Raw genomic sequence first — 25,616 nt, 5'->3', positions numbered from 1 at the left:
ATCTATATATTTCTAATCTCTCTACTACCATTTCATTTTCCAAATCATGTCATGTTCAAAATAAATACAGATAGCTGCGAAAAAATTATTCCCCTTCAAAGACTTCTAGTTTCTCAGTTACGGCTGTAGTCCATAGTACTAGGAATTTCGTACTCAATACTGGTAATTTACTTTTAAATCAAAGATTCATGGGATTTTTTTCACAAAGTATTCTAGCAATATTGCCTCTTCCAAAATCAATATAACATATAAACTAAGAAAATGGAAGCAATTGGATATAATTCCATTTCAAAGATATGAACAGCGTGTTTTTGATTTAATTTACATTTTTTGGATGAATTATCAGACATGAAACCGTTATCAATCAGTTTTTTGTTTAAACTAGTAAATTGCATTTAAGATAATCATTCTGGTATAATGACCACTAATTGGAATATTTCTCATATTAAAGGAGTTGATTTTGTTGTTGCATATAGCAGTATGCGATGATGACGAAAAAACGCTTCAGCAGTTCAAGAAATTTTTTTCAGAATTTTCAAAAAATTCTTCATCTATCTTTTATGTACAATATTTTCCGTCGGGAGAGGAATTATTATATTATTATAGTCTTCCCGGTCGATATACCTTCCACTTAATCCTTATAGATATCGAAATGTCCGGCATCAGCGGGATAGACACTATACTCAAAATTCGCGCTGAACCAGACTATAACGTCCAGATCATTTTTCTAGCTGATTCTCCGGAATATATGATCGATAGTTTTAATGTACAACCATTTTATTATCAGTTAAAACCCTTGGTTTACGAAACGTTCCAAGTATTATTGCAAAGAGCATTCGTATATATAAATACCGCCATCTACCCTCACATTAAGCTAAAAACAACGGATGGAGAGGTAATTCTACAAACATTTGAAATTATATCATTGGTCAAAGTAGATAAACTACATGTTAAAATAACCACCCTGGATCAGGTATTATATTCTGCGATAACATTGACTCAGCTCTCAGAAAGACTCGATATGAATTTCTATCAGATACATAAATCTGCCATTGTTAACCTGAAGCATATTCAAAAATTCACCTCCAGTAAAGTAGTAATGACAAACAAGGACATACTTCCTTTGGGTCGATTGTATAAGAAGGATGTGATAGAAGTTCATACGAGCACTCTTTGCGAACATACTTTTCAAAGAGTATAGTAATGATGTGAATACAAAGATCGGTCATTAGAATTCTCTTTTTCAAGTTATATTGGATCAGCATTTTTTCAACCACTTTAATTCAGCAAACAATCTTATACTTCCCCCTCAGAGACAGGCACATAATAAGAACGACAGTCTTTATTAAATTTCGGCTATCGAATTCTTATAATAGAAGTTGAAAATTACAAATTAAAAGCCAGAATATCATTAGGTACAATATTAGAAAAGAGACGTTGACTGTTTATATTGTTCATAGTGATGGATTTAAAGCCATCATGAACCATTCGTGATTATGCTTACAGCGATGAGAACCAATGGTCTCGTCGCTTCTCACTCCATTTGATTGATTTTGCACAGCACAAAGAGCCTATTGAGACGCTGCCAGCGACTTTAGACTTTAGTTGTGAGTATTCGAATTTCATCAACTTCAAGCACGTCCTCCTTATGTTATTTTTCAAGAGGGCTGAAGTTTCATTCTTGCTTTATCTTCATGATATATTAATTGGTCTCTAACATGTGTAATCCTGTCCTAAACAAAATTACTTTTACTCTTATATTTACTCAACACAATAACCGCCACAGTACTTAGTGTCGAGGCGGAAGTTCCATTTGATTTTCTTTTGTGCTAGATTGAATATGCCAATGGTATCAACACTATTCTTAGTTTGTTCGACACCGCTGCAGAAAAACACAGCGGTCTCTTTTCCAAATTCGCAGACATGACCGATGATTATACATTGATTATTTGCTACGTCTTTAACGATTCGATTTACAAGACATTACTCTTTGTATGTAAAGGGATGAGATAGGTATGGTTCTCCAAGTGTAAACACCCATCCGATAAGCCATTTTACACATAAATAAAATTTTCTAACCTCTCAAATAAATCCGCCGTTCACACGAATCGTCTGGCCCGTAACCCACTGTGATTCCTTACTGGCTAGAAACAGCACTACACTCGAGATATCCTCAGGCTCACCCAAGCGTCCAAAAGAATTCATATTCCCAACATTCGCAATCTCTTCAGCTGACTTCCCAACTGTGAAAAGCTCCGTATTAACAGGACCTGGCGAAACCGCATTAATGGTGATTCCTTTTCGTCCAAATTCTTTAGCTAACTGACGAGTGAATTGTTCCACTGCTCCCTTTGTTCCCGCATAAACGCTGTAGGTTGGGAACATCTGACCTGTAACCGATGTCGAGAAATTAATGATCCGTCCGTTCTCACTCATATGTTTAGCCGCTTGCTGGCAAGAAAAAAAGGTTCCCTTCACATTGATGGCGAACTGTTTGTCGAAGTCTTCTTCCGTCATACTCGCAATCGGCTTTGTGATCATAATGCCTGCGTTGTTAACGAGAATATCGATTTGTCCATAAGCTTCCAATGTGGCTTGAAATAATTGTTCTAGCTCTGCAACTTGGCTGATATCCGCTCGGATAGCGATAGCTTCTCCACCCTTTTGCTTAATTTCGTTCACAACTTCCTCTGCATTGCTTGGACTACTTGCATAATTAACAACAACCTTCGCACCATGTAACGCCAAGTTCTCCGCAATTTCCCGTCCCATACCTCTTGAAGCTCCAGTCACTAATGCAACTTTTCCAACCAAATTCTGATCCATCATTTATTCCTCCTATTCGTTTACCTTTCTTGTTGGTCTGATTATAAATCGAACACTCGCAAATAACAAGTGACAATTATTTTTTTTTGTCATTCAATATAATTGTTCTCCAGACGCAAAAAAAACCTTCCGATCTTTATCAAAAGGTTTAGTCCATCATTTTTCTATTATGAAATATGCTATAACAATTTATGACGAAATTCCGGAAAGCATCAAATCCCAAACAGAGGCAAACTCCTGATCAATCGAACCCGACTGCCACTCTTTCGCGTGAGCAGGATGATGAAATCGTGATGTTGCATTAAAAATAGCTCTTGCCGTAACCTCTGATTCCAACGCTTTAAACTCCCCGGTTTGTATACCTTTTTCAAGAATGCGTGCGAGTTGCCCAATTAATTGATCTACGTGTTGGGTAATCATATCTACGGCTTCTAAAGTTACAGAGGCGTACATAGCAAACATTTCGGAATCATCTACAGCATAGCTCCGTTTACTGTGAATTAGAGTATCTAACCACAGACGTAGCTGCTCTTTGGCATTCCCATCAAATTGCTCAGTAACGTCCTTTAATGGGGCTAAAATATTTTGATGCAACCATCTTTCGGTTACCGATTCGCGCAAAGCTGCTTTACTGGAAAAATGTCTATATAGCGTACCATGACTAACCTTCAGTACCCTCGCTACATCAACAACTGAAGTCTTATCCGGGCCAAAACGCCGGAGTACTTGTTCAGCCGCATCCAAAATGTTTTCTTTAGATAATGGAAGATCATTCGACATTGGTATTTCCCCTCGCTCTATTTCTGATGGTACTTATCATAGCATATAATATTCAAAAACGAACTGACAATAATCTTACTTTGTCATTTGTAGAATCCATATCAGTATATACGTGCACTAATTTATTAAACTTAGGTCCACGTTTGGTATCCAATTCTCATCAGCCGCTGAGTACCTACCATACCCCAACAACAGAAAACCTCCTTGATTTCTCAAGAAGGTTCCTTACTTTCATCTACTTACTCACTCGTCCAGCTTCGCCCTAGCAAACTTACCAATCTTCGAAATCGCCTGCTCTGCTTCTGGGAGCATATACGCTAAGAAATGAAAAACACTCCACATATTATCCCATATTTCCAGTTCCACATGAACACCCGCTCCACTCGCCCGTTCAGCCAACCTCGTTGAATCGCTTAATAGCACCTCATGGTTGCCTACTTGAACAAGTAAATCAGGCAATCCCTGCAAATTCATTCTTAACGGCGATAATATTGAAGCCCACTCGGTTCGAGTACCTACATATGCTTCAAGTATCCGTTTATTCCCTTCCAAGCTACCTGTCGGATCAAGCTCCGCACGACTCTGATACGATTCACCATCCAAATGAACAAGATCTGTATGCGGCGAGATTAAAAAAGCACCTGCTGGTAACTCGCTCCCCTCATCTCTCAAAGTAATCAGTGTCATCAGCGCAAGGCTGGCTCCAACAGAGTCTCCTCCAAACACGATATCACTGGCAGAATATCCATTCGCAAGCAACCACCGGTAAGCCCCTATACAATCTTCATTAGCGGCGGGATAGATATACTCGGGTGCAAGGCGATACTCAATAATTAGTACTTTCATGCCACTCGCCTTTGCAATTCGTGCTGCTAGATCCCGATAAAATTCACAGGTTCCTGAAACAAAACCACCACCATGAAAATAAAGAATCACTTTATCATCAGGTGGAGCTGCTTTCACAGGAATGATCCACTCTCCGCTTAATGGTCCAATCCTGACCCGCTCGACTGTAACATCCGTATGACTAGGCATATTCGCAGCCGCCTCAACCATTTCTTGCCGGATATGCTCTACAGACCTACTTTCAAACCGATTGGTTTGTTTCAGGTAATCTTTGATCGCTGCAAGCTGTTCTATACTCGTCTTTTCCATATCGATAATCCCTCCTACAGGTCTTTTCAACTCAAAGTGTAAAGCCTGTAGGTGACTACAAGGTCAAGTTAAGATTCCATTTTCAGGATTTCTAGCGTTGACTGTACTCCAGGATGTTTATCCTTGGCTAATAAATTTTTTCTCAAGTCTGCGAGAGAAGCAAGCTTTATCTCCTGCTTTGCAATTTCATTGCGGACTCGATCCATTTTTTTATCTACAACTTTCACAAAATCATCTATGCTAATGCCACTGCTTTCCGATTTTAACAATGCCTTTTTAATTTCCTTTAGGGTGAATCCACATTGCTTAGCATTATGTATAAACGTAAGTCGACTTAGCGCTTCTTCAGAATAAAGACGGTAGCCGGCTTCCGAACGTAAAGGTGTACTAATTAGACCCAGTTCCTCATAATACCTCAGTGTTTCCATATTCACATTTGCCATCTTGGCCATTTGACCTCGCAAGTACTCCGTCATGATCTACGCCCCCTTGGAATTCCCTATATTATACCAAAATCCAGATAATACAGAGGGTATCAAAATAGAGCCAATAATTAATCGGGATCAATTTAAAACTCCTTATTTACACACAAAAAAACGGCATTTCTGCCGTTTCCCTATGTCTACTCTTCTACCGACAACACTTCACTTCGAATCGCATTTTTCTGTATTAGAGAAATCTGTCCGGCATGAATACCTGTGTGATACATAAGTCTTCCTACCGCTTCAAGCGGAGTAGATGTGCCAAAAGACGACTCTACGCTTACATGCCAAGCATCTTCCGGAAGCTCCCGCATCGCTGCAACCAGATTCTCGTTGGAAGCAGACAGCAGATTCACCAGTTCACTTAATGTAGTATATGCTGCATCATCGGCTTGAGGTTTAGGTCTACCAAAGAACCACTCTGCAAACATAAACTCTACCTCGGCATTATGAGAAATCAATCCTCCGATGGATGAATTTCCTAATTTAAGATTTAAATCTTCTTCCGGCAATGCCTTCACCATTTTATGAAATCGCTCTTGAACCGCTTGCCAGATGGGCAGTACTGAAGTAATAGTCATCGGCTATTTGCTCCCTTGTACAGCTGCTTCTTCGTCTTTCTTCTTATCAATAACAACGTGATTAAATACATTCGCATCTACATCAATATCGAACGCCAACCCAAAACCTACAACATAACGCCCCTTCAACGGAGTTAGTTCGAACAGTGAAAAATCCAGTCCGCGTAGCAATTTCAGCATGGCCTCACCATGGTCAGCATTGAACAATTCAAAGATATCCTCATATCCATCATTTCCGATATTGCTTGAAGTACAACTCCAGCGCACACGCTCAGTTGCAAATTTATTGTTTGTTTCAGACTCATCCGCAATTAGAAAGGCGTCCACATAATCATTATTTTCCATATAGCCATAGTGCTCTGCGATTTTACTAATATAGATATACAGCTTGCCGTCTTTCTTTACGAAAGGCGCATAACTAATAAAGGGCTTACCTTCATCATCAATCAAACTCAAAATCAGGTTCTTACGTTTATTAATAAATTGCAAGTAGTTTTCTTTATTTTTCTCCACATCTACAGGCTTCTTCATTTAAAATCCCTCCATGAATAGGTTGTGTCACACTATGAATCTATCGAACAGTACTCAACAAATGAATACGAGGTTTCTTCTCTGTAGGCACATACTGGACTTCCGCGTCCATCCGGTATATATCCCTTATCATATCGGTTGTCATGACTTCATTCGGTGTGCCATACATCGCCTTCTCACCCGCCTGCACTACAACGATACTATCGCTATAAGTAGAAGCTTGATTGAGATCATGCAGCACCATCACTACGGTCATGCCCATGTCTTGATTTAACTCACGAACAAGCTCAAGCACTTCATGCTGATGCGAAATATCCAAGTACGTGGTTGGTTCGTCAAGCAACATGATGAGTGGACGCTGCGCCAATGCCATTGCAATCCAGGCACGCTGTGATTCACCACCTGACAATGAAGCTACGGCTCGGTCCTTATACTCCATCAAATGTGTCTTTTCAAGGGCCCAATGAACAATGTCCATATCCTCTTGGTTCAATCTTTCAAACCACTTTTTATGTGGATATCTGCCATACGAGACCAGATCGATCACAGTCATATCACTCGGTGCTTGATTCTTCTGGCTCAGCATGCACATTTTTCGTGCGACTTGTTTGGCGCTCATGGTCTTCAGATCCGTACCATCGAGTATGACCGTACCCGTGTGATAAGGAATTAGCCGTGATACCGCTTTGAGCAAAGTGGATTTACCGGAGCCGTTCGGTCCTATGATGGAGACGATCTCACCCTTTTTTACGGAAAAAGAGAAGTTGTTAATCACGCTTTTCTGCTCATACCGAATCGAAATGGAATCGACAGTAAACATGTTAGAACGCCTTCTTTCTCATCAGGTATAGAAAATATGGTCCGCCAATCACAGCCATAAGGATACCCGCAGGGATATCTAGGGGTGCAAACAGGGTACGTCCACCTGTATCCGCAATTAACAGAACCAACGCACCAAGAGCCATACTCATCGGCAAAAGATATTTGTAATCTGAACCCACGAGTAATCTCGCCATATGAGGTACAACTAGACCGACAAATCCGATCATTCCAATGGCTGCTACAGAAATAGCCGCTAGAAATACTGCCAGTAAGGAGAGCAGGATACGAATTCGGTTCACATTTTCACCCAGATTCGAAGCCACCTGATCACCCAGACGAATGATATTTGCCTTACGAATGGCAAAGAACGATAAGATCCAACCTGCAATCGCATATGGGAATACCATCATTAACGCATTATTCCCTTTTGCCGCAAGACTGCCGTTAAGCCATTGAACCGCTGCAGGGAGTCTATCGCTGTACATGATTGTTAATAGTCCAATGAGTCCTCCGCAAAGCGCATTCACAGCAACACCAGATAAAATAATAGTAATCGGTGAAATACCGGTTCGTCTCCAAGCTAATGCATATACAATACCAGCAGCAATTAGCCCTCCAACAAAAGCGGCAATCGGAATGAACTCAGTATACTGTGGTGCAGCAAGCATTATAACAAGAACACATGCAGCCGCGCCGCTAGTTACACCCGTCAATCCAGGATCAGCAAGTGGGTTACCCATCACAGCTTGCAGCAGTGCGCCCGAGATCGCTATATTCGCTCCGATGATCATCGCCAGTAACACACGTGGCAATCGAATATCCCATATGATTGTGGTATTCACCGCCTTAGACGATGAACCAAAGATCGTGCTTAGTATGTCTGATACCGGAATGAAAACAGAGCCTAATCCGATGGCAATAATCGCGGCAACGAGCGCTAATAGAACCGTTACAATAACAACTATTCTGCTACGAGATGTATTTATCACTTGCTGTCTCCTTTAATTATTCATAAAAGTATTTTGCGATTTCAGTTAGAGCTGTCTCTGCGTTAATGATCGAGGTTACGCCGAACACACTGTAATCTAAAATCTGGATTTTGTCGTTTTTATAAGCGGAGAGCTTCGTCCAAGTTTCATTTTTCTCTATTTCTTTTTTAAATTTGTCCTTTGTCGCTCCGTGGTCACCTGAAGCCAATACGAGAATGACGTCAGGATCAGCGGCTACGACGTTCTCCATATTAATAGGAGAGTAAGTATCGGTAACTTTAAGTACAGAAGTAGCAATGTTATCAGCGCCAAGCTTTTTCACCAAACTACCTAGATAAGATTTCTCACTCATAACCATGAAGGAATCAGAGGTTCCAATAACGAGCATCACGCTCGGCAGTTCTTTTCCTTCGGCTAATTTACTTAGCTCATTTTCTTTATCCAATATCTTACTCAAAGCCGCATTCATCTCATCTTTTTTATTAAAATAAGTACCTAATACTTTAAGGCTAAGCTTTAAATCCTCGAAGGATTCTGTGCGTAGATACGCTTTTTGCAAATCCATGCCTTCCAGTGTCTTATCCAGTGTGCTTCGAAGTGATTCTGCTCCCAGCAGCAAGTCTGGCTCAAGCTTTGTTACTACTTCAAGATCCGGTGCCATTGGCGAACCAATTTTATCTATCGATTCAAAATCAGCAGGGATTGGATTGGTGGAGGTTGGCACCCCAACTGGTGTGATTCCAAGCAAGTAGAGCATTTCTGTTAATGGTACAGATGTAGTTACAATTCGCTGTGGAACTGTGGCTGGAAACTGGCTTAATGCTTCATTGAACAATGCTTCATCTACACCATCATTCTCCAGACTGTATTCCTTTCCAGCATCCGCTGTTTTCGCTGCTTCTGTTGTATTCGCTGCATTTGCTTCTTTCGTTTCATTAGCAGCTGTATTCGTTACGGCTTCATTCTTGGTTTGATTGTCCGCTGTATTGGTGGACGAACATGCAGTCATCGCAGTAAGCGCTGCAACAACCAGAAGTACTAATAATTTCTTCAAATTCTATCCCTCCGAGTATGTATAATTATACGTTCCAAGTAGTGATAATGATTTTCATTTTCATCTACCATTCCTATGATAATGGTTATCATTAGGAAGTGTCAAGAATTTTATTTTAATTTTAAACTAGCCAAAATGCCTTAAACATCACATTAAAAAGGACAACCTTTCTTGTAGAAAAATAGGAATCTGGTGTCGTATGAACCCTTCACTTTCTTAAATCCCAAAAAAACCACATCCAAAGGACGTGGTTAATATGCATAATAAACCTAAATATTTAATTATAGATTGGAATAAATCTATCTCGATTATTAATAATGGAATCTTCTTCTGATTTCGCTTATAAATTTCCGGTCAGAAAAAATTATCATTCCAATAATGGTTAGGAGTGAGTATACGATAGAGAAAACACTGGTCCAAATGACATGAGACAAATTAAATACAAACAGAAGCATAGGACATAAATTAATAAAGAACATCGCTAAAATATAGCCTATATCATGACGCCATAATGATTTTTGAACAATTGCGAGCACAGTCATAATAAATGTAGCTGCCACTCCAAACAGTGGGATTGCATAGTTGGTAGACCATCCCTTAAAACCAACAAATATATCGATCACCAAAAGGAAAATGGACAACATGACATAGTGATATAAAATTTTCCTGCCAATATGTTTATTAGATAAAATGGTATCTTTAACAACGATCCACGCATAGATAAGACCTGTACTTACGATAATTGACCATATTCTCGGATTGATATGATAGGTCAACGCATTAATTGTAATCGAAAGCACGATGGCAGATATAGTCAAAAAGAGGAACAATTTAGCTACCGTAAATGGTTTGGTTTCCTGATAGATCTCTTTATAGGACGGGTATTCTGTCGTGCTCTCTCCCCTGATCTTAAGTGGCTTGGAGCATAGTGGACAACGATAATGTTGATTATCAACCGTCACGTTGCAACGAATACATTTGGTCATTCGCTAATCCCCCAATCGTTTGAGTAGATTTTAACTTCAAGTCCAGCCTCACCCGCTAAGGTCGAAAAGAAATATTGCAATATATCGGATTCCACTATATTTCTGGTAAACGTGATCACCAGCTTATCATTGACTGAGCTGATCCCACAGTTCATAGGGCTTTTATTGGATGGATAGACTAATGCCTCGATTAGCTCTACGTGCTTGTACATTTGCTGTGGCAACATAATATTACCGATATTGGACAAGGTCAGTGTTCTTTTACTTTCCCCAAGCATATGAAACCCTAAATTCACGAACCAGTTCTTCAAAAATAACGGGACAAATAGCGTAGCTTTGTTCCGTTCAAGCGCCACATTATTGTAAATGATATTTTGCAAATTTTCTTTCCCCGTTTTATACTTCAGCATCTCATTCATTCTAAAAATTAATTCATCCAGTGTGGTATCTTCCGTAATTCGTGCGCCAAGATTAACTACGCCAAAGAAGTTACGAAGAGTACGTGAAGGGAATGCTTTGCGCAAATTGACAGGCACTGCGATAACCACGGGAGCGTTACTTTTGCTATATTTGATTCTTGTTTGATAAATAGAATAACTCAGTAATGCGGATAAATAAGCAGTGATCGTACTACCTTTTTGCTTAGCGAGGGCATTCAATTGGGAGGCACTTACGACCCCGTGTACCACGTTATTTCCGAACTGTTCGAAAGCTGTACCTTTAATGTGGTACGCTCGGCTGTTTCTAACCGATTCAACATAACAATCCTTGTAGTATCTGCGAAAAGCATCCTCCATATCATGGATATCCACTCCTGAATCAGCGAGTAAAATCCGGTCCTCAGTGTCAATTTCATGTCCCATATACATTAGATAATAGTACAGCAGTGATTTTAAAAACTCGACAGCCCCATTACCATCCGTAAGCGCATGGAACACTTCAACAGAGACTCTATTTTTGTAGTATAAAACCTTAAATAAATATCCATTGTTTGTAGTTGGATCAATGTTGCGACAAGGATACTGCTGATCCTCAGCGATCACAATTTTATCCGTGCTAGACTCTAAATAATTCCAAAACACACCCCTGCGAAGCTTCACAGTGAACATCGGAAATCTGTCGAATACCGTATCGGCGGCTTGCTGTAACGCATCCACATCTACAGGATTTGTCAGAACAGCTGAGATCCGATAAACGGAAGTGTTTTTTGTGTTTGTAACGGATGGAAATAGTTTTGCTGCGTTATCAAGTTTGTACCACTTTTTCACTTCAAAACTCCTCTATTATTCTGCTGTTGACTAGTTGATACTCCACTTTTGCATTGTCTTCCTCAAACAAACATAGCTTACCACGACACAGATTATCTCTGCCACTACAAAGGAAAGCCAAAGGCCGATGTTACCTAACATTAAAGGAAGGATAAAAAAATTCCCCATCAACAAGACATACCGTAAAATCGCCAAAATCGAATGCCAAAGCAGCACCGGTAATCCCCATATCGAAAACGCAGATAAAAATCAAATCCAAGATGATATTCAAGACTACACTCAGTAAATTACCAACCATATAAAGCTGAGGTTTCCCCATAGACTGCAATGAAATACCAAGTAAAATATTAAAAATTTCAGGCACGACAAATACACCAAAAGTCTGTATGTAATCAACAACCATAGGAAAAAGCACTGAAATTGCTCCAACTTTAGAGCCTAGTGAGAATCCATCTGTCTTTTTTGTAGTTTGTGAGAAGTACCCTGAACAGGCCGGCTGTATTTCAATATTACCTAAAGGAATTTATCTCTATGGTTATTGCTCGGAGGAGTAGAGAATGGAAACGATGCAGAATATCGCTGCATATGCTAAAGCCGAATATAATAAGGAGACTCCATTTGTCATCCAGACAGTCATTTTCACCGGAATGTTTCAGTGGGTTTATGAGATTCAAGTATGGTTAAAATCTGCATGATCTAAAATAAGACAAATAAAACAGCACGCGGCGAAATAGGATCGACACGTGCTGTTTACTACTGAATTAAAGCTGACTTGTCCAAACTAAAATCTAGCGACAAAAAATTCACGGTCTGCTGGGACGTTAAAACTCTTCAAAACTACTCCATTCTCGTCTCTTATTGTCAGCAGGTAAGGTACTGAAGTTAATGTGCTAATCGTAGGGAATCTGGCCACACCAAAATCATCGAAATCAGCGTTCACAGTTGTGGTACCATTTTTTAATGTAGCGGTCCAGCCCGAAGAATCTTTAGGTGTGCTATTCGTACCTAAACTTGTAGCGAGAACCACAAATCTGTCCAATGTCTGTCTGATTCTCCGTTTCTTTCGGGTTGCAGCTGCCTTCACTCTTTTAGCTGCGAGGGCTTTAGCCGCCATAACGGCTTGCTTATTGACTGGCTTCTTAATCATTGCCATTTACTTCACCACTTTCTTTTTAGGATACGATAGTAGATGCGAGATTGGCGCTTCCTGACCTCACTATTACCTACGATTCTAGAAATGTACTTTATTCCTAGATTCATAGATTCGTACCCACTGGATCGGTGGTGCATATAATGCACTTGTGAGGTGATCCATTAATAAATGAGCCGACAATTGTGGCTAGAGCAATATAGTTCAAGAATCCATAGCGCGCTAAGAAAAAGAATTCAACACTCCCAAGTCCGTCGCGATACGTCCGCTAAAATTCCTATCATTATCAAATTCAAACAAAAAATGACCCCAGCACAGCTGAAGTCATTAAAAAAACATTTAGAATCACACGACTTTCCTATCAAACATCATCTCCCCATACTAAATTCTGTATCATCACGAGTTTCGATGAACTGTCTGAAACAGATGTGCAGTTGGCATGGAATCGATAAAATCTATGTTGACGGAATTAAAAAAACATCACTTTATATAGCGACACCATCCATCGGTTCTACATCCGTCCAAAAGAAACAGGGACTTACCGGAAAAGGAATCAACATTGCCATTCTTGACACAGGAGTGTATAGGCACCCTGATCTGATTCAGCCCTGTAACCGTATCGTAGCTTTTAAAGATTTTATCAATCACAGAAAACTTCCCTACGACGATAACGGCCATGGGACTCATATCGCAGGGGACGCGGCAGGCAACGGATGGATGAGTAAAGGAAAGTACAAAAGCCCTGCTCCAAAGGCAGGGATCGTCGGTGTTAAAGTACTCGATAAAAATGGCGACGGATATGACTCCACGATTATTAAAGGAATTGAGTGGTGTATTGCGAATCGAAAGCGACTAAAACTACGTATCCTTTCGATGTCATTAGGGGGTACGGTAAATTCAACTTGTGCTGATGACCCGCTGTGCCAAGCCGTAGAAAAAGCAATAAAGGCTGGACTCACTGTTGTGATTGCAGCTGGAAATAGCGGCCCTGGACGCAGGACGATAGAATCTCCTGGTATTAGTCCTTCTGCAATTACCGTAGGTGCAGTGGATGACCGTCGCACGCTCACACAAAAGGACGACCGGATTACCTCGTATTCAAGCCGCGGACCTGCACCGGGAGGGCGAAAGAAACCAGACCTCGTAGCTCCTGGCGAAACCATTATCTCTCTTCGTGCGCCTCATTCCAAGCTAGATCGCGAGCTTCCTTACTTGCGGATCGCTAAAAATTACTTTGTGCTGTCCGGTACCAGTGTCTCAACACCTATAGTCTCTGGTGTCATTGCTCAATTGCTGCAGAGAAATCCCTCATTAACTCCTAAGCAAGTGAAATCCATACTAAAAAAGAACACATTCTCTCTGAAACTCCCCCCTAACACAGCGGGCTCTGGTGAGATCAATGCAAGATTCTTATTGTGATTTTGCTTCCTTCTTTAAAGCTGTGATAACAGAAACTGATAACACTTCAGTAAATTTACCCGTAGGCTCCATTTCTAATAAAGAAGATTTCAAATCCGCTTCGAATCGTTCTAAGTGATCTCCAAATAAGCGCTTTGAAGCATAGGATGTGGAATACAAATTGCCAAGAATCGAATCCACCGTCCATGTCACTGAATAACTCGGTAAAATCAATCTTTCCACATCCTTAAAACTAGATCGCGCAACAATATCCTCATGCCTTTCTTTAGGATGAGTATAGATGCTGTCTCCTGCTATTCTTTCGTTACCTAACCAGCGTTTCACTACTTCATTTACCTTAAGCTGCCAAGATAATGGCTCTTGCCCTACATTAAAAGTATCAATAATTGCTAGACCGCCATTATTGTCCGAACTGTGGTATAGGATTTCAAGAATAGACGATCTATCCATCCAGTGAAACGCTTTGACTAGAATGGTAAGTCGGAAGGAACCCCAGACGTTCTGCAACTCTTCTGCTCTACCAAGCATCCAACTAACGTTATCAACCCTATGGATTTTTGATAGACGATTAGCCTCTTCCAACATTCCACTTTCCGTATCTACACCTATCATTTCTTCAAACCAATCACTAAATCTTAGTCCCAGCTGACCCGTACCACACCCTAAATCAAGCAGACGGCCTTCTCCGTTAAGCGAAAACTTCTGAATTAAGAACCGAATAAGGGATGAAGGATACTGCGGTCGATATTTTGAATAGTACACTGCCGTGCCTTTAAATAAATCCGGACCATATTCATTCATAGTTTCACCCTTCTCTTGTTTTCTAATAGGACAAAATCATAGCAGACATCCAACTAAAATAAAAGGCAGTTCGGTGTGAATCCGAACTGCCTTTTTCTTTATGCTGATACGCCAATTCGCTGGATTTGGGCTCAAAGGATAAAAAATCCACATAGAAATGATTGACAAATAGGTCTGTTACATATACGGTTAATTACATAACTAACTAACCAATGAACATGGCGGTGAATACATGGGAAGCTTAATGGATGATACTCGACCGATATTTATGCAGATCGCCGAACGCATAGAAAATGACATCATCGAAGAAACACTCTTGGAGGAATCACAGGTTCCTTCAACAAATCAATTTGCTGTTTTTTACCAGATCAATCCGGCGACGGCTGCGAAAGGTGTGAATTTGCTTGTCGACCAAGGAATTTTATACAAAAAGCGAGGTATCGGCATGTTTGTAGCTTCTGGAGCGCGCACAGTATTGATGGAGAAGAGAAAAGAGCAATTTTATGAGCAATATGTTGTAACTATGATCCGTGAAGCAGAGAAATTAGGAATTACGTTGGATCAATTAACGAAGATGATTCAGAGGGGAGATAATCGGTCATGAATGAAGTCGTTGAGATCAAGGGACTGACCAAGTCGTATGGAAAGGTAACTGTCATCCAAGACATTAGTTTTTCTTTAGAAAAGAACAAAATCTATGGTCTGCTTGGCAGAAATGGTGCAGGAAAAACAACGATCATGCACATGATTACAGCACAGTTATTTGCTACAAGCGGTGATTTGAAGGTGTTCGGGGAACATCCCTACGAGAATAACCGCGTACTCAATCAGATTTGCTTTATTAAGGAAAGCCAAAAGTATCCGGATACGTACCGTATTATCGATGTTCTAGAGGTATCCGAGTTATTCTTCCCTAACTTTGATCGGGACTACGCCCACTCCTTAATCAAAGACTTTAATCTTCCCTTAAAAAGAAGAATAAAGAAGCTGTCCAGAGGAATGCTCTCGGCGGTGGGCATTGTAGTAGGTCTGGCGAGCCGCGCTCCGCTGACTATCTTTGACGAACCCTATTTAGGTCTCGATGCTGTGGCAAGAAGCCTGTTTTACGATCGATTAATTGAGGATTATTCAGAATATCCGCGAACAGTTGTCTTGTCTACACATTTAATTGACGAGGTAAGCCAGCTATTAGAGCATGTCATTGTTATCGACAACGGTAAGCTGATTATCAATGAGGATGCTGAAGCTCTTCGCGGGCGAGCTGCTAAAGTTATCGGTGCGGCTGCGAAGGTCGAAGATTTAATCACCGGTAAAGAGATCATCTCTCGTGAATCCTTTGGCGGATTACTTTCTGCCACTGTTATTGGCTTAAACTCAACAGATCTATCACGTGCTGAGATGCTTGGTCTGGAGATCTCCCCGATATCTTTACAACAGTTAGTTGTTCATCTTACAAACAGAAAATCCCAAGGGAAGGGAGTTGCAGTGCAATGAACCAAATGACAGGGATATTAAAAATGCACTACAAGGATAAATGGTTTTGGTTGTTTATGCCTTGGATTATATTATTGTCCAGCTTTTTGGTTAATCTTGTCATAGCTTTTTTCCTGCAAGAACCAATGTATACCGGCGGCCTAGTCTCAATCTTTATTTATATGTTTGTCATAGGTATCATCATTTTAGTACAGACTTTCCCCTTTGCCTTGGGCTTAAGCCTACGGAGGACAGATTATTTCTTCGGCACATCCTTGATGGCCGTTATAACAAGTGCCGGCTTCTCACTTCTTCTGTTCCTGCTATCTATTGTGGAAACCAAATTAACATCTGGATGGGGTGTGCAGCTACATTATTTTCACCTACCATACTTGAATGATGGTACCGTCCTAGAGCAGCTGTGGATCTATTTCATGATCTTGTTGCATATGTTTTATTGGGGATTTGTTATATCCAGCATCTTCCGTAGATTTGGTAGAAGCGGCCTATTCATTTTCGCGGCAGTCATGTTTATTCTGTACAGTGTCGCTGGATTGTTAATGACATATTATCAGTGGTGGGTAGATGTATTTAATTGGTTGGCTAGCCATACCGCATTTGAACTTGCCTTGTGGAGTATGCCCTTGACGGTCTTGTATGCACTCTTATCGTTCTGGATGCTTCGGAAGTCTACAGTATAAGACTCTGCCTGGAATATTGTTAATATTTATAGGGGGTACTGTATGGATTATGTGAGGGATTACGCCATGTATGCTTCTATATTCGGTATGTTTAGTTTTAGTTGGTTTGGTTGGGCACAAGAAAACCCCAGATCCAGCTGGCGAAAATATATTGGCATAGCTTCTGGTGTATCCCTTCTCGTCTGCTTGATTGGTGTCTATTTAAGTGTGACGAACTGGGATGCTCCCTCCGTATTAAATGACAAGACCTCTTTTGATAATTATCTAATTTCTGTCTATATTGAATTATTGTTGGCTGGTGCTGGAGCTTCTATATTGATGAAATGTAAGTATAATGATTATGTTGCTCCTTGGATTGCCTTTATAGTAGGGATTCATTTTATTGGCTTAAAAAGTGTGTTTAACGATTTCAGTTTATACCTTTTAGCAGCACTTCTGGTTGCAATCTCTATCGTATCACTGTTCATATCTAAAAAACTTAAGGTCGCAAACAGTGCAATTACAGGCATTGGTGCTGGAACAGTTTTGCTCGCCTTCGCTCTATTAGGGTTAATTCGATATTTATCGATCTAGATACGAGTATGCTAAAGTTACCTTCGATTAATTATATTCACAAAAAAAACTCCCTTGATTTCTCAAGGGAGTTTCTTGTGATGCGGTCGAGAGGACTCGAACCTCCACGATATTGCTACCACACGGACCTGAACCGTGCGCGTCTGCCAATTCCGCCACGACCGCACATCATAATGACTACATATCAAACTTGCGGTCACAAGATAGATCATACCATGCTGAGATTAAAGCGTCAATATATTTTCCAGCTTTTCTTATCGATCATTATTTTATGGATAATTATTGCTTTTAATTCCGAATATAAGGTATAATGAGAACAAAAGTTCGCATAATATAAATGAGGTGATTTATAATGGCGACTACGAAGTTGAAGACATCCATTGTTGATGAAGATGTTACTAAAGAAGAACTGTCCCTTGTCAGAAGCTATTTGCTGCTAACGTTTATTCATAAAGTTTTCGAGCGTGACTGCCGTGTAATCAGCAAAAGTGGTCTATTTAAGACCCCTCAGCTTTATATGGAGCTCTTGTCTGGTGCCACTAAGAAAACCTCACTAATGCTTCAAGAGGTTACGCGTGAATTGAGCTCACATGATCTGAAGATCACAACCGTTCGCCAAGATCAACGAGGAGTCGAGGCCTTGTACTCCTGTAGAGGATATCAAGGTGAGATGAATATATTATGGCCAGGATTCCGTAGAGAGATGATGCTGCGAATGCGTGCGTATCTCGGACTGTCCACAGAGCTCTCCATACTCTCCAGAGAAGAAAGTGACTCCCAGCTAGCTTTAAGTATTTAATTCGTCAGAGGCTTATATGTAAGCAGAACAGCTCCCCACCCAATTTGGGTAAGGAGCTATTTTTGCTGCGGAAACTATATATTATCAGGTTCTTTCCTTGGTTCACTGAAGGGTTGGAATAAATAATTCCGATCCAGCTTTACTACTCGTCTATTCTGACGACGTATCATCACCTGCGAATCATCCCAAGCCAGAACAATCCCTTTTACATCATTACTTTCTATGCCGTCCCGCACCACACGAATTTTCTCGCCGGAAATTCGGTATGCATCCAATTGTTCATCGCTAATCATCATGAATCCCTCCCTCTGTATAGCTTATCCTATTTTCATCCAGAAAAAAGACCCAAATGAAAAATCATCTGGGTCTCGTATAAGTAATTGACCAATTGTATGTCTACTAAAGCATTCTTATATCAGCGCTTCATTCTTCTCGAACCAGAAATCAAGAACTTTAGCGGACATCACACGTTGCTCCAGATACTCCACTTGGTTTGTTGTGAATTTCTCCCTCCAAGGGAAGGAAAGTTCCTCACATAAACCTTTGATTGTCAGAAGTTCTGACCAAGCTACATAGCGTTTGTACCAAAAAAACTGAGGATGTTCAATCATATAGGGATACAGATCGTCGAATTCCGTGTGTTTGCAATCCAGCGCACGCTCGAAGTGATCCTTGGCCTCGGTTAATTTATCAATAAAAAATTGCTCAGTCACCGGTTCTTTCCCCATTGTGACGCCTCCTCCCTATGTCTGATTTTATTATAAAGGAAAATCTATAGGGTGAAAAGCAGTTGTTTGAAAAATAGGCCTGTTCTTATCTCAAAAACGGGTTATTCCCCAAATTCAATGGTGCCTCCACTAAGAGAAGTAATTCTTACGAGTGACTCCAGTCGGATGCCTTGTTCTTTGATCGTCCGGGCTCCAGCCTGAAAGCTTTTTTCCACTACAACGCCAAGACCTACCAGCTCAGCGCCAGAGCGCTCGATGATCTTAATCAATCCACGTGCTGCATCACCATTAGCAATAATATCATCGATAAAGAGGATTTTATCTTCTGGAGAGATGAATTGGCGAGACAACATAATGTCGGTAACAATACCTTTCGTAAAAGAAGGAACTCTTTCGCAAAGTGCGTCCGGATCTGCTAACAGTGTTTTTTTGCGACGTGCAAAAACTAACGGCACCTTTAACTCATATGCGGTGGCAAATGCCACGGCAATGCCCGAGGATTCCACGGTCACAATACGTGTAATTCCGCAGTCCGCAAACCTCCCGGCAAACTCCCGTCCCATTTCCATCGTAAGCTGCGGATCTACCTGATGATTCAACAGTGCATCCAGCTTCAGCACTTCATCCGAAACGACGACACCTTCCTCCAAAATCCGCTGTTTCAACACTTCCATGACTTTGAACCTCCAATACCCTTTATAATCGCAGACGTTCCGTACAAATGAATCACGGAAGTCATGTCCTACTGATCCTCATCATAACCTGTACTATACAGAGTGCACAAGGCAATCCTGCATAGCACACATTATGATTTTTCTTTTGTTCTTAAAACTATTAGGAGGGGAGCCATGAAATCACATGTCCGAACATTACAGATCGCATTCACTTACATTGGCACCATTGTAGGAGCCGGATTCGCCACCGGACAAGAAATATTAAAATTCTTCACTCGTTACGGACACTGGGCAGTCCTGACCATCCTGCTCTCTACTATACTGTTTATATGGCTGGGTACGAAAATGATGGTCATCGCTCGGCGCATAGAAGCAGAGTCTTATGAAGACTTTAACCGACACCTCTTCGGCGACCAAGTCGGAAGCACCATCAGTTTGTTCACGATGGTCATCTTAATCGGTGTCAACAGTATTATGCTTGCAGGCGCGGGCGCTATTTTTCAAGAGCATCTTGGATTTCATTATCAAACAGGGCTAATACTCACGCTGGTTGGTTCTTATTTTCTGCTTAAACGGGGAATTTCCGGTATTCTGCAAATGAACAGTCTGATCGTCCCATTAATGCTTACGCTGTCACTCATCATTATTTTTAATACCTTTCAAATTCCAGGAGCTCAGCGGTTCTTATTCCTAGAAACGGATCGGACAATCTTTGGCGCTTGGATGTCGCCGCTGCTCTACACCGCCTTTAATCTAGGTATGGCTCAAGCCGTATTAGTTCCCATGGCTCGACATACGGATGAAGAAAAATCTCTTGTCTGGGGCGGTATTATTGGTGGTGCCGGAATTGGCTTTATGTTGATCGCCGCACATTTCGCGATGAGCTCCCAGATGCCTGATATTCTCCAATTTGAAATCCCTATGGGCAACATCGCCATCCGGTTGGGTACTGTAGTACAAACTATATATTTGTTGCTGATCTTCTTGGAGATCTTTAGCACTTTTGTCGCTGACATTTATGGTGTCACCATGCAGCTTAAACAACGAATTCCAGTTAAACCCGCATTGATTACACCGATTCTGATGTTGGTCTGTTATTTACTGAGCCAATTTGGCTTTAGCTCTCTACTCTCCGTGTTCTACCCGATCTTCGGAGCTTTGTCGATGGTCTGGGCTGTCATGCTACTACGTACGCCATGGTCTACTCCACCACGTAGCGATTCCTCATCGGGTTCGAGTGGAAAAGGGAACAGCCTTGTATCCATAAAACCAGTTACACGGAAATAACTGCTGCTGTTGGAATGATTCGTGCTGCCGCTTCCGCCACATGCTTGTGACAGGTCATCATCACAATCTGGCGGGAGACCGACAGTTCACCAAGCAGTGAAAGCGCAGCATGAAGACGAGCCTCGTCAAAATTGACGAATAGATCATCGAATAGTAGTGGTAACGATACTTGCCGAGACATCGTCTCTGCAAGTGCCAAGCGGATGGAAAGGTACAACTGTTCTGCCGTCCCACGGCTGAGCAGACCGCTGTCCAGCAGTCCAGCATCTTTGTGTTCCGCTTTTAGTTCTTTATGACCTAGAGTCATAACTACTCTTTTGTATTCCCCTTCGGTCAGCTTGGAGAAATAGTCAGATGCAAGCAAAAGTACCTGCGGTTGCTTCTCCTGTTCATAAATACGGCGGGTTCTTCCGATTAATTCAGCAGTTAATGCTGCTACCGCATACTTATCAGCCACGATTCGCAGAGCAGCTCTCTGCTCTTCCAATTGCTGAATGACAGAGTCCTCCATACAACGCTCTTTCAAATACTCCCTTTCCTGAAGCAGCTTTCCTCGTTGCTCCAGCAGGGTGTTCCACAGTTCTTCTTCCCGTTCAGCTAGCTCTTCAGCTGCCGTACGTTCCTTCTGGAGTGCTGAAGCATCATGATGATCTAATAATAATTGCAAGGCGTTAACTCGCTCATCCTCCCAGCCTCCAAACATGGCTAGCTCCCACTGGCGAATGGATTTATTCAGCTCACTACGCCGCTGTACAGCAGCCGATCTCCTTAAGAAATCCTCCCCGCCTGTTGCTCCGCCTTCGTCCAACAGGTGGTCACGCTGTTCTCTTAACTCACCTAATACCCTATGGCTCTCCTTAAGCTCTTCCAGAAGCTCTTGTAACCGTGACTGAATGCCTTCCCGGCGAACCAGGTCCTTTTTCAGTTCATCCCAAGCTCTTTTTCGAAGTTCCAGCCAGCTTAGTAAAGTTAGTGCAGATCGTCGCTGTCCATCGTGCGGATCCATATCAAAGCTAGTTGCCGCTACACCAGACTCGTCTAAAGGATCAGTACCTGATTCATGAATGAGAGCAAGCAGCTCCTCCTCGAACACGTTACACTCATCTTCCAGCTCTTTCAGACGTAAAGAGAGCTTATTCTCTTGGCGCAGCAGTTCGTTCCCCTGCTCTACCATAGCGAAGATATCCGGCAACCCTTCCGGAGACAACCCTTCGGGCAATCTGCGCTCACGCAGCCATTCTTCATAGTGCTCAGCAGTTTGCGTAAAAGCCGTCTCTGCCAGGCTCATTTCTTCCGCGAGCAGCTTCTCTTGGCCTGCCAGCGTCTCCAGCTCCGTGCGGCAGGCATCCCGCTCGGCGGCATAGCGTTCAATGCGCTGCCGCCAAGCGGACCAAGCCTCCATGAGCCTGCGAAGCTCCCTCATGGAGGCTTCCAGCCCGCCTGCGTCAGGGCTGGACCCCGGGGCGGCCGATCGCCGCCCCGGCATGGCGCTCTCCGGCTCCGCCCCGGAGAGCAGCTGCCCCCGCAGCCGCAGCATCTCGGCTGCGGCTGTGCCCACGTCCCCGCCATGCCCTGGCGGGGACGCTTCCGGCCGGCGCGCTCCGCTGAGGCCGGCCCAAAGGGCCAGATCGGCCGCGCCAAGCAGGCCGATCGCGAGCACTGCGCTGACCGGCGGAGCACCGGTCAGCCACAGCGCTGTGGGCAGCAGCACGGTTAGTGCTGCCCCAGCCCACAGCAGGCGCCGGTAGAGCGCGGCCATGCGCTGCGCGCTAGGACCGTCACTTCCGGCGCCAGGGCCGCGCTGCGGCCCTTCGCTGAGCTGTGCTTCGCGCCAGCGCTCGGCCGCCTGCTGCAGCTCGTCCCACAGCTGCAGCACTTCTCGGGCGCTGCGCGGAGCCAGCTGCGCAAAAGATTCGGCGCCGGTTGCGTGTTCACGCGCCAGCGCCCGTTCTGCTGCCTGCAGCGAAGCTGAGGCAGCGGCCAAGCGGGAACGCAGCGTCTGCCGTGCTGCGCCCTCCGCTTCCATGCGGCGATCATAACTCGCGAACGCCGCCGCAAACCTCCGTGCAGCTTCACGATCCGCCGCGGCACCCGAAAATGCAGTCAGCTCTGCCGCGCTCCAGCTGACATCAATGCCTCGCAGAATTCGCTGCAAATGCTCATTCAGCGCGGTCAATTCACCTTCTAGCCGCTGTCTTTCCGCTCGCAGGTTTTCATAGCTGCTCCGATGGCGATCCAGCCGCTCCAGGGCAGGCCCTTGCGCTGTTAACAACGCATTCGGCGGATTCTGCTCCAGCTCAGCCGTAAGCTCACTTTGCAGACGTTCATAACGAGTTACTGCTCCCTGAGCATTCCGAATTTCACCTTCAAGTGCCTGATAGCGAATCGCTCCATCTTCAGGAAAGGTTGTAATCCCTGGCAGGTCCTGCAGCTCGAGCTGCGCATCGCTCCATTTTAACCACAATTCACGAACATCCTGAGCTTTGCGAAGCATCACGAGCTTGTCTCCAGTAAGCTTACGTTGTTGTTCCAGTTGATCTAGCTCAGATTCCGTAACCTTTAATGCTGCTATATTACCGTTATAACGTGGAAGATAAGAGCGGCTCTCCGCCATCTGACGCTCTAGTTTCTCAATAGCCTGAACGATTTTAGCAGCTTCCTGTAGCTTGCCCCGAGGTTTATACAGCTTCTCAGCTTCCTGTACCAATCGGCGTTCCGCACGCATGATCGTTCCACCACCGCCCATACCCGCGTGAAAGAGAAAGCTGCCCATCTCTTCTGATTGAAGCGCAGCAAGCTCCTGCAGTTCATCGAGAGAGACCGCGAACAATTGATGGAACATGCTCCGAGAGATACCACCAAGCAAAAGACGCTCCATTTCAGCTTGCCCTAGCTCTTGCGTTGTTCCATTCGGATGGTTAACCGTGATGTTCAGTTTCTCATTTCTTCCTGAGCCCTCACCACCAGCTGTATGGCGACGAATGGTCCACAGGGCACCATTACTATCACGTGCCTTTAGTATTCCCCCATGTAATCCTCCTTGCATAGGTTCATACCTCTCCGTAGGGTTACCACGACTTGGAATTCCAAACAGCATGGAGCGAATAAACTGTAACGTCGTGCTTTTTCCTGCTTCATTACGTCCATAGAGTATAGTAACTCCTTCCGATAGTTCAATCTCTCGGTTATGCAAACGTCCGAAGCCATGGATCTGCAAATGTTCAATTCTCATCTTCTGGAGCACCCTCCATTCCACCGAGCATTGTGATTCCCTGTTCTGCTGCACTACGAAGCCAACTTAGCTTCTCCTCTTGACTTGTCACCGAGAGCAGCTGTCGCAGCTCCTGATTCTCCATGAGCGGCTTAAGCGCACTGTTTATTAATTCTTCAAGCGCTTCTGCTGAATGTTCCGTACGCTCTGTAATTCGCAGCATTTCTCCAAGAAAGCTATCCTCCTCTAATAACCGTTCACGGTCAATAGCTAACCCGGATTCTACAGCGAATCCTTCCACCCAGACAAGTCCCTTATAATCTTTACGCTCAGCCCGTACCGCCTCACGGCGCTGGAGTTCAGACAGCAGATCCTCTACCGCTCCTTTTTCAGCTAATACTTTATGTACGTCCCCGCGTCCAATCAGACGAAATCTGACCACTGACATCAGCTCCGGGAGTTCCTCCCTGATATCGTCAATCACCTGCTCCACCCTTTGTATCCATTCTGCTTCATTACTCAATCCCTCAATGGACAGATCCCGTACCTGCCAGCGAACATAATCAAGCTCATGAAAATGGGGCGTGGCTGTTCCAGCCTCATCAACATCCACAACATAACAACCTTTGGGTCCGGTTTCCTTAATGCTACGTCCTTGTATATTGCCCGGGTATATAATCGCCGGTTTTTCATGCAATACACTACGTTTATGGATATGTCCAAGTGCCCAATAATCAAAACCCCGCTCGATAAGATCCCTACGACTGCAAGGAGAATACGTCTCGTGCAGTAAATCACCGTCTACATTCCCATGCAGCATAGCAATATGAAACAGACGGCTGCCAGGCTTTCGAGAAAAGGTCACTGCAGTGTTGTCCGTAACTTTCGCAGTCGGATAGGAGATTCCACTAACAATAGCCACTTCTTGACCATCTTTGCGACGGTAAGCCGAAGCGAGATCTGGCTTCTCTCCTCCAAACACGGTTACATGGCTGGGCATTTCTGTAGTCAGACGCAATCCGTCAAGTGGATCATGGTTGCCATGGATCAGAAACACGTGTATTCCTTGCTGACCCAGTTCCTTGAGTGCTTCCTGAAATCGCAGTTGACCCTGTAAGGAAGCGTCAGAAACATCGTATACATCTCCACTGATGACGATAAAATCAACATTCTCTTGGATGGCAACGCGGACAAGCCGCCCAAGGGCGGCGAAGGTTGACTCACGTAAATAAGAACGAATGGCTGGCGAAATATGCGCCAGCCCAGCAAAACGGCTATCCAGATGTAAGTCAGCAGCATGTAGAAATCGAAATGGAATCATAGCTG

General features: G+C 43.2%; 28 protein-coding genes and 1 tRNA gene. 9 read left to right on the top strand and 20 right to left on the bottom strand.

The window, feature by feature from the left end; genetic code table 11:
* Positions 1 to 463 precede the first annotated feature (463 nt).
* Positions 464 to 1,201, top strand: coding sequence for a LytTR family DNA-binding domain-containing protein (locus MHI27_RS10490; RefSeq protein ID WP_283911279.1), 738 nt, complete (start codon positions 464 to 466; stop codon positions 1,199 to 1,201).
* Between the two features lie 881 nt (positions 1,202 to 2,082).
* Here MHI27_RS10490 and MHI27_RS10485 read toward each other — a convergent pair.
* From MHI27_RS10485 to MHI27_RS10430, 12 genes are all read right to left on the bottom strand, one after another.
* A complete protein-coding gene (locus MHI27_RS10485) occupies positions 2,083 to 2,826 on the bottom strand; it encodes an SDR family oxidoreductase (protein ID WP_405176717.1) in 744 nt (247 codons plus the stop codon).
* Between the two features lie 189 nt (positions 2,827 to 3,015).
* Positions 3,016 to 3,606, bottom strand: coding sequence for a TetR family transcriptional regulator (locus MHI27_RS10480; protein WP_076283119.1), 591 nt, complete (start codon positions 3,604 to 3,606; stop codon positions 3,016 to 3,018).
* 243 nt (positions 3,607 to 3,849) lie between these two features.
* On the bottom strand, positions 3,850 to 4,761 hold the full coding sequence (locus MHI27_RS10475) for an alpha/beta hydrolase (protein WP_405176192.1): 912 nt from the start codon (positions 4,759 to 4,761) through the stop codon (positions 3,850 to 3,852).
* 68 nt (positions 4,762 to 4,829) lie between these two features.
* Positions 4,830 to 5,237, bottom strand: a complete 408-nt coding sequence (locus tag MHI27_RS10470) for a MerR family transcriptional regulator (RefSeq protein WP_405176191.1) — start codon at positions 5,235 to 5,237, stop codon at positions 4,830 to 4,832.
* Between the two features lie 146 nt (positions 5,238 to 5,383).
* On the bottom strand, positions 5,384 to 5,824 hold the full coding sequence (locus tag MHI27_RS10465) for a DinB family protein (RefSeq protein ID WP_405176190.1): 441 nt from the start codon (positions 5,822 to 5,824) through the stop codon (positions 5,384 to 5,386).
* 3 nt (positions 5,825 to 5,827) lie between these two features.
* Entirely contained in the window at positions 5,828 to 6,355 is a 528-nt protein-coding gene (locus tag MHI27_RS10460) for a HugZ family protein (protein ID WP_042186927.1), read from the bottom strand.
* Positions 6,356 to 6,395: 40 nt separating this feature from the next.
* Positions 6,396 to 7,175, bottom strand: a complete 780-nt coding sequence (locus MHI27_RS10455; RefSeq protein ID WP_379422107.1) for an ABC transporter ATP-binding protein — start codon at positions 7,173 to 7,175, stop codon at positions 6,396 to 6,398.
* Between the two features lies 1 nt (position 7,176).
* Positions 7,177 to 8,166: a FecCD family ABC transporter permease gene (locus tag MHI27_RS10450; protein ID WP_405176189.1), complete on the bottom strand. Its 990-nt coding sequence runs from the start codon at positions 8,164 to 8,166 to the stop codon at positions 7,177 to 7,179.
* Positions 8,167 to 8,182: 16 nt separating this feature from the next.
* A complete protein-coding gene (locus MHI27_RS10445; RefSeq protein WP_081382743.1) occupies positions 8,183 to 9,220 on the bottom strand; it encodes an ABC transporter substrate-binding protein in 1,038 nt (345 codons plus the stop codon).
* Positions 9,221 to 9,531: 311 nt separating this feature from the next.
* Positions 9,532 to 10,206 carry a DUF6320 domain-containing protein gene (locus tag MHI27_RS10440; protein ID WP_341127696.1) on the bottom strand — a complete coding sequence of 225 codons (675 nt, stop codon included), beginning with the start codon at positions 10,204 to 10,206 and terminating at the stop codon, positions 9,532 to 9,534.
* A complete protein-coding gene (locus MHI27_RS10435) occupies positions 10,203 to 11,474 on the bottom strand; it encodes a hypothetical protein (RefSeq protein WP_042186921.1) in 1,272 nt (423 codons plus the stop codon). Before MHI27_RS10435 ends, MHI27_RS10440 begins: the two co-directional genes overlap by 4 nt.
* A gap of 130 nt (positions 11,475 to 11,604) precedes the next feature.
* Positions 11,605 to 11,889, bottom strand: coding sequence for a polysaccharide biosynthesis C-terminal domain-containing protein (locus MHI27_RS10430; protein ID WP_340968750.1), 285 nt, complete (start codon positions 11,887 to 11,889; stop codon positions 11,605 to 11,607).
* Between the two features lie 142 nt (positions 11,890 to 12,031).
* Here MHI27_RS10430 and MHI27_RS10425 point away from each other — a divergent pair, with 142 nt between their 5' ends.
* Entirely contained in the window at positions 12,032 to 12,169 is a 138-nt protein-coding gene (locus tag MHI27_RS10425) for a hypothetical protein (protein ID WP_405176188.1), read from the top strand.
* 86 nt (positions 12,170 to 12,255) lie between these two features.
* Here the strand turns inward: MHI27_RS10425 and MHI27_RS10420 are convergent, their stop codons facing one another.
* Positions 12,256 to 12,627, bottom strand: coding sequence for a hypothetical protein (locus tag MHI27_RS10420; RefSeq protein WP_076283128.1), 372 nt, complete (start codon positions 12,625 to 12,627; stop codon positions 12,256 to 12,258).
* Between the two features lie 405 nt (positions 12,628 to 13,032).
* Between MHI27_RS10420 and MHI27_RS10415 the strand changes: the two genes are divergently transcribed.
* On the top strand, positions 13,033 to 14,043 hold the full coding sequence (locus MHI27_RS10415; RefSeq protein ID WP_339246975.1) for a S8 family peptidase: 1,011 nt from the start codon (positions 13,033 to 13,035) through the stop codon (positions 14,041 to 14,043).
* Here MHI27_RS10415 and MHI27_RS10410 read toward each other — a convergent pair.
* Positions 14,035 to 14,844 carry a methyltransferase domain-containing protein gene (locus tag MHI27_RS10410; protein ID WP_405176187.1) on the bottom strand — a complete coding sequence of 270 codons (810 nt, stop codon included), beginning with the start codon at positions 14,842 to 14,844 and terminating at the stop codon, positions 14,035 to 14,037. The two genes, MHI27_RS10415 and MHI27_RS10410, sit on opposite strands and share 9 nt — an antisense overlap.
* A 232-nt stretch (positions 14,845 to 15,076) precedes the next feature.
* Between MHI27_RS10410 and MHI27_RS10405 the strand changes: the two genes are divergently transcribed.
* Genes MHI27_RS10405 through MHI27_RS10390 form a run of 4 tightly spaced genes read left to right on the top strand, consistent with a single transcriptional unit; the run spans position 15,077 to position 17,591 of the window.
* The gene (locus MHI27_RS10405) at positions 15,077 to 15,448 is read left to right on the top strand and encodes a GntR family transcriptional regulator (RefSeq protein WP_042186911.1); all 372 of its coding nucleotides are present in this window, start codon (positions 15,077 to 15,079) and stop codon (positions 15,446 to 15,448) included.
* Positions 15,445 to 16,338 carry an ABC transporter ATP-binding protein gene (locus MHI27_RS10400; RefSeq protein ID WP_340968744.1) on the top strand — a complete coding sequence of 298 codons (894 nt, stop codon included), beginning with the start codon at positions 15,445 to 15,447 and terminating at the stop codon, positions 16,336 to 16,338. The genes MHI27_RS10405 and MHI27_RS10400 overlap by 4 nt, the downstream gene beginning before the upstream one ends.
* Positions 16,335 to 17,018 carry a hypothetical protein gene (locus tag MHI27_RS10395; protein WP_149643985.1) on the top strand — a complete coding sequence of 228 codons (684 nt, stop codon included), beginning with the start codon at positions 16,335 to 16,337 and terminating at the stop codon, positions 17,016 to 17,018. The genes MHI27_RS10400 and MHI27_RS10395 overlap by 4 nt, the downstream gene beginning before the upstream one ends.
* Positions 17,019 to 17,060: 42 nt before the next feature.
* Complete coding sequence (locus MHI27_RS10390) at positions 17,061 to 17,591, top strand: hypothetical protein (protein WP_149643984.1); 531 nt, start codon at positions 17,061 to 17,063, stop codon at positions 17,589 to 17,591.
* Between the two features lie 81 nt (positions 17,592 to 17,672).
* On the opposite strand, the gene MHI27_RS10385 is transcribed toward MHI27_RS10390, so the two are convergent.
* Positions 17,673 to 17,756, bottom strand: a tRNA-Leu gene (locus MHI27_RS10385).
* 187 nt (positions 17,757 to 17,943) lie between these two features.
* Between MHI27_RS10385 and MHI27_RS10380 the strand changes: the two genes are divergently transcribed.
* The gene (locus MHI27_RS10380) at positions 17,944 to 18,390 is read left to right on the top strand and encodes a hypothetical protein (protein ID WP_042186902.1); all 447 of its coding nucleotides are present in this window, start codon (positions 17,944 to 17,946) and stop codon (positions 18,388 to 18,390) included.
* A gap of 74 nt (positions 18,391 to 18,464) precedes the next feature.
* Here the strand turns inward: MHI27_RS10380 and MHI27_RS10375 are convergent, their stop codons facing one another.
* The 3 genes from MHI27_RS10375 to MHI27_RS10365 form a co-directional block, all read right to left on the bottom strand.
* The gene (locus tag MHI27_RS10375; RefSeq protein ID WP_042186900.1) at positions 18,465 to 18,683 is read right to left on the bottom strand and encodes a hypothetical protein; all 219 of its coding nucleotides are present in this window, start codon (positions 18,681 to 18,683) and stop codon (positions 18,465 to 18,467) included.
* A gap of 117 nt (positions 18,684 to 18,800) precedes the next feature.
* On the bottom strand, positions 18,801 to 19,118 hold the full coding sequence (locus MHI27_RS10370) for a hypothetical protein (protein ID WP_036689410.1): 318 nt from the start codon (positions 19,116 to 19,118) through the stop codon (positions 18,801 to 18,803).
* 101 nt (positions 19,119 to 19,219) lie between these two features.
* A complete protein-coding gene (locus MHI27_RS10365; protein WP_076283133.1) occupies positions 19,220 to 19,792 on the bottom strand; it encodes a xanthine phosphoribosyltransferase in 573 nt (190 codons plus the stop codon).
* Between the two features lie 174 nt (positions 19,793 to 19,966).
* Here MHI27_RS10365 and MHI27_RS10360 point away from each other — a divergent pair, with 174 nt between their 5' ends.
* A complete protein-coding gene (locus tag MHI27_RS10360; RefSeq protein ID WP_042186895.1) occupies positions 19,967 to 21,079 on the top strand; it encodes a membrane protein in 1,113 nt (370 codons plus the stop codon).
* Here the strand turns inward: MHI27_RS10360 and MHI27_RS10355 are convergent.
* Positions 21,066 to 24,311, bottom strand: coding sequence for an AAA family ATPase (locus MHI27_RS10355; protein ID WP_405176186.1), 3,246 nt, complete (start codon positions 24,309 to 24,311; stop codon positions 21,066 to 21,068). The two genes, MHI27_RS10360 and MHI27_RS10355, sit on opposite strands and share 14 nt — an antisense overlap.
* The gene (locus MHI27_RS10350; RefSeq protein ID WP_405176185.1) at positions 24,301 to 25,611 is read right to left on the bottom strand and encodes an exonuclease SbcCD subunit D; all 1,311 of its coding nucleotides are present in this window, start codon (positions 25,609 to 25,611) and stop codon (positions 24,301 to 24,303) included. Before MHI27_RS10350 ends, MHI27_RS10355 begins: the two co-directional genes overlap by 11 nt.
* Positions 25,612 to 25,616: the final 5 nt, after the last annotated feature.

This window comes from Paenibacillus sp. FSL H8-0261, assembly GCF_045040645.1.
GTDB lineage: Bacteria > Bacillota > Bacilli > Paenibacillales > Paenibacillaceae > Paenibacillus_AQ.
Note: the sequence above shows the minus strand (reverse complement) of the source record. Positions and strands in the feature narration are given on the sequence as shown.

Bases quoted from the DNA above. Each gene is read 5' to 3' on its own strand.
- MHI27_RS10485 (WP_405176717.1), bottom strand. From the start codon at position 2,826: ATGGATCAGAATTTGGTTGGAAAAGTTGCATTAGTGACTGGAGCTTCA.
- MHI27_RS10480 (WP_076283119.1), bottom strand. From the start codon at position 3,606: ATGTCGAATGATCTTCCATTATCTAAAGAAAACATTTTGGATGCGGCT.
- MHI27_RS10475 (WP_405176192.1), bottom strand. From the start codon at position 4,761: ATGGAAAAGACGAGTATAGAACAGCTTGCAGCGATCAAAGATTACCTG.
- MHI27_RS10470 (WP_405176191.1), bottom strand. From the start codon at position 5,237: ATGACGGAGTACTTGCGAGGTCAAATGGCCAAGATGGCAAATGTGAAT.
- MHI27_RS10465 (WP_405176190.1), bottom strand. From the start codon at position 5,824: ATGACTATTACTTCAGTACTGCCCATCTGGCAAGCGGTTCAAGAGCGA.
- MHI27_RS10460 (WP_042186927.1), bottom strand. From the start codon at position 6,355: ATGAAGAAGCCTGTAGATGTGGAGAAAAATAAAGAAAACTACTTGCAA.
- MHI27_RS10455 (WP_379422107.1), bottom strand. From the start codon at position 7,175: ATGTTTACTGTCGATTCCATTTCGATTCGGTATGAGCAGAAAAGCGTG.
- MHI27_RS10440 (WP_341127696.1), bottom strand. From the start codon at position 10,206: ATGACCAAATGTATTCGTTGCAACGTGACGGTTGATAATCAACATTAT.
- MHI27_RS10425 (WP_405176188.1), top strand. From the start codon at position 12,032: ATGGAAACGATGCAGAATATCGCTGCATATGCTAAAGCCGAATATAAT.
- MHI27_RS10420 (WP_076283128.1), bottom strand. From the start codon at position 12,627: ATGGCAATGATTAAGAAGCCAGTCAATAAGCAAGCCGTTATGGCGGCT.
- MHI27_RS10415 (WP_339246975.1), top strand. From the start codon at position 13,033: ATGAACTGTCTGAAACAGATGTGCAGTTGGCATGGAATCGATAAAATC.
- MHI27_RS10410 (WP_405176187.1), bottom strand. From the start codon at position 14,844: ATGAATGAATATGGTCCGGATTTATTTAAAGGCACGGCAGTGTACTAT.
- MHI27_RS10405 (WP_042186911.1), top strand. From the start codon at position 15,077: ATGGGAAGCTTAATGGATGATACTCGACCGATATTTATGCAGATCGCC.
- MHI27_RS10400 (WP_340968744.1), top strand. From the start codon at position 15,445: ATGAATGAAGTCGTTGAGATCAAGGGACTGACCAAGTCGTATGGAAAG.
- MHI27_RS10395 (WP_149643985.1), top strand. From the start codon at position 16,335: ATGAACCAAATGACAGGGATATTAAAAATGCACTACAAGGATAAATGG.
- MHI27_RS10390 (WP_149643984.1), top strand. From the start codon at position 17,061: ATGGATTATGTGAGGGATTACGCCATGTATGCTTCTATATTCGGTATG.
- MHI27_RS10380 (WP_042186902.1), top strand. From the start codon at position 17,944: ATGGCGACTACGAAGTTGAAGACATCCATTGTTGATGAAGATGTTACT.
- MHI27_RS10375 (WP_042186900.1), bottom strand. From the start codon at position 18,683: ATGATTAGCGATGAACAATTGGATGCATACCGAATTTCCGGCGAGAAA.
- MHI27_RS10370 (WP_036689410.1), bottom strand. From the start codon at position 19,118: ATGGGGAAAGAACCGGTGACTGAGCAATTTTTTATTGATAAATTAACC.
- MHI27_RS10365 (WP_076283133.1), bottom strand. From the start codon at position 19,792: ATGGAAGTGTTGAAACAGCGGATTTTGGAGGAAGGTGTCGTCGTTTCG.
- MHI27_RS10360 (WP_042186895.1), top strand. From the start codon at position 19,967: ATGAAATCACATGTCCGAACATTACAGATCGCATTCACTTACATTGGC.
- MHI27_RS10355 (WP_405176186.1), bottom strand. From the start codon at position 24,311: ATGAGAATTGAACATTTGCAGATCCATGGCTTCGGACGTTTGCATAAC.
- MHI27_RS10350 (WP_405176185.1), bottom strand. From the start codon at position 25,611: ATGATTCCATTTCGATTTCTACATGCTGCTGACTTACATCTGGATAGC.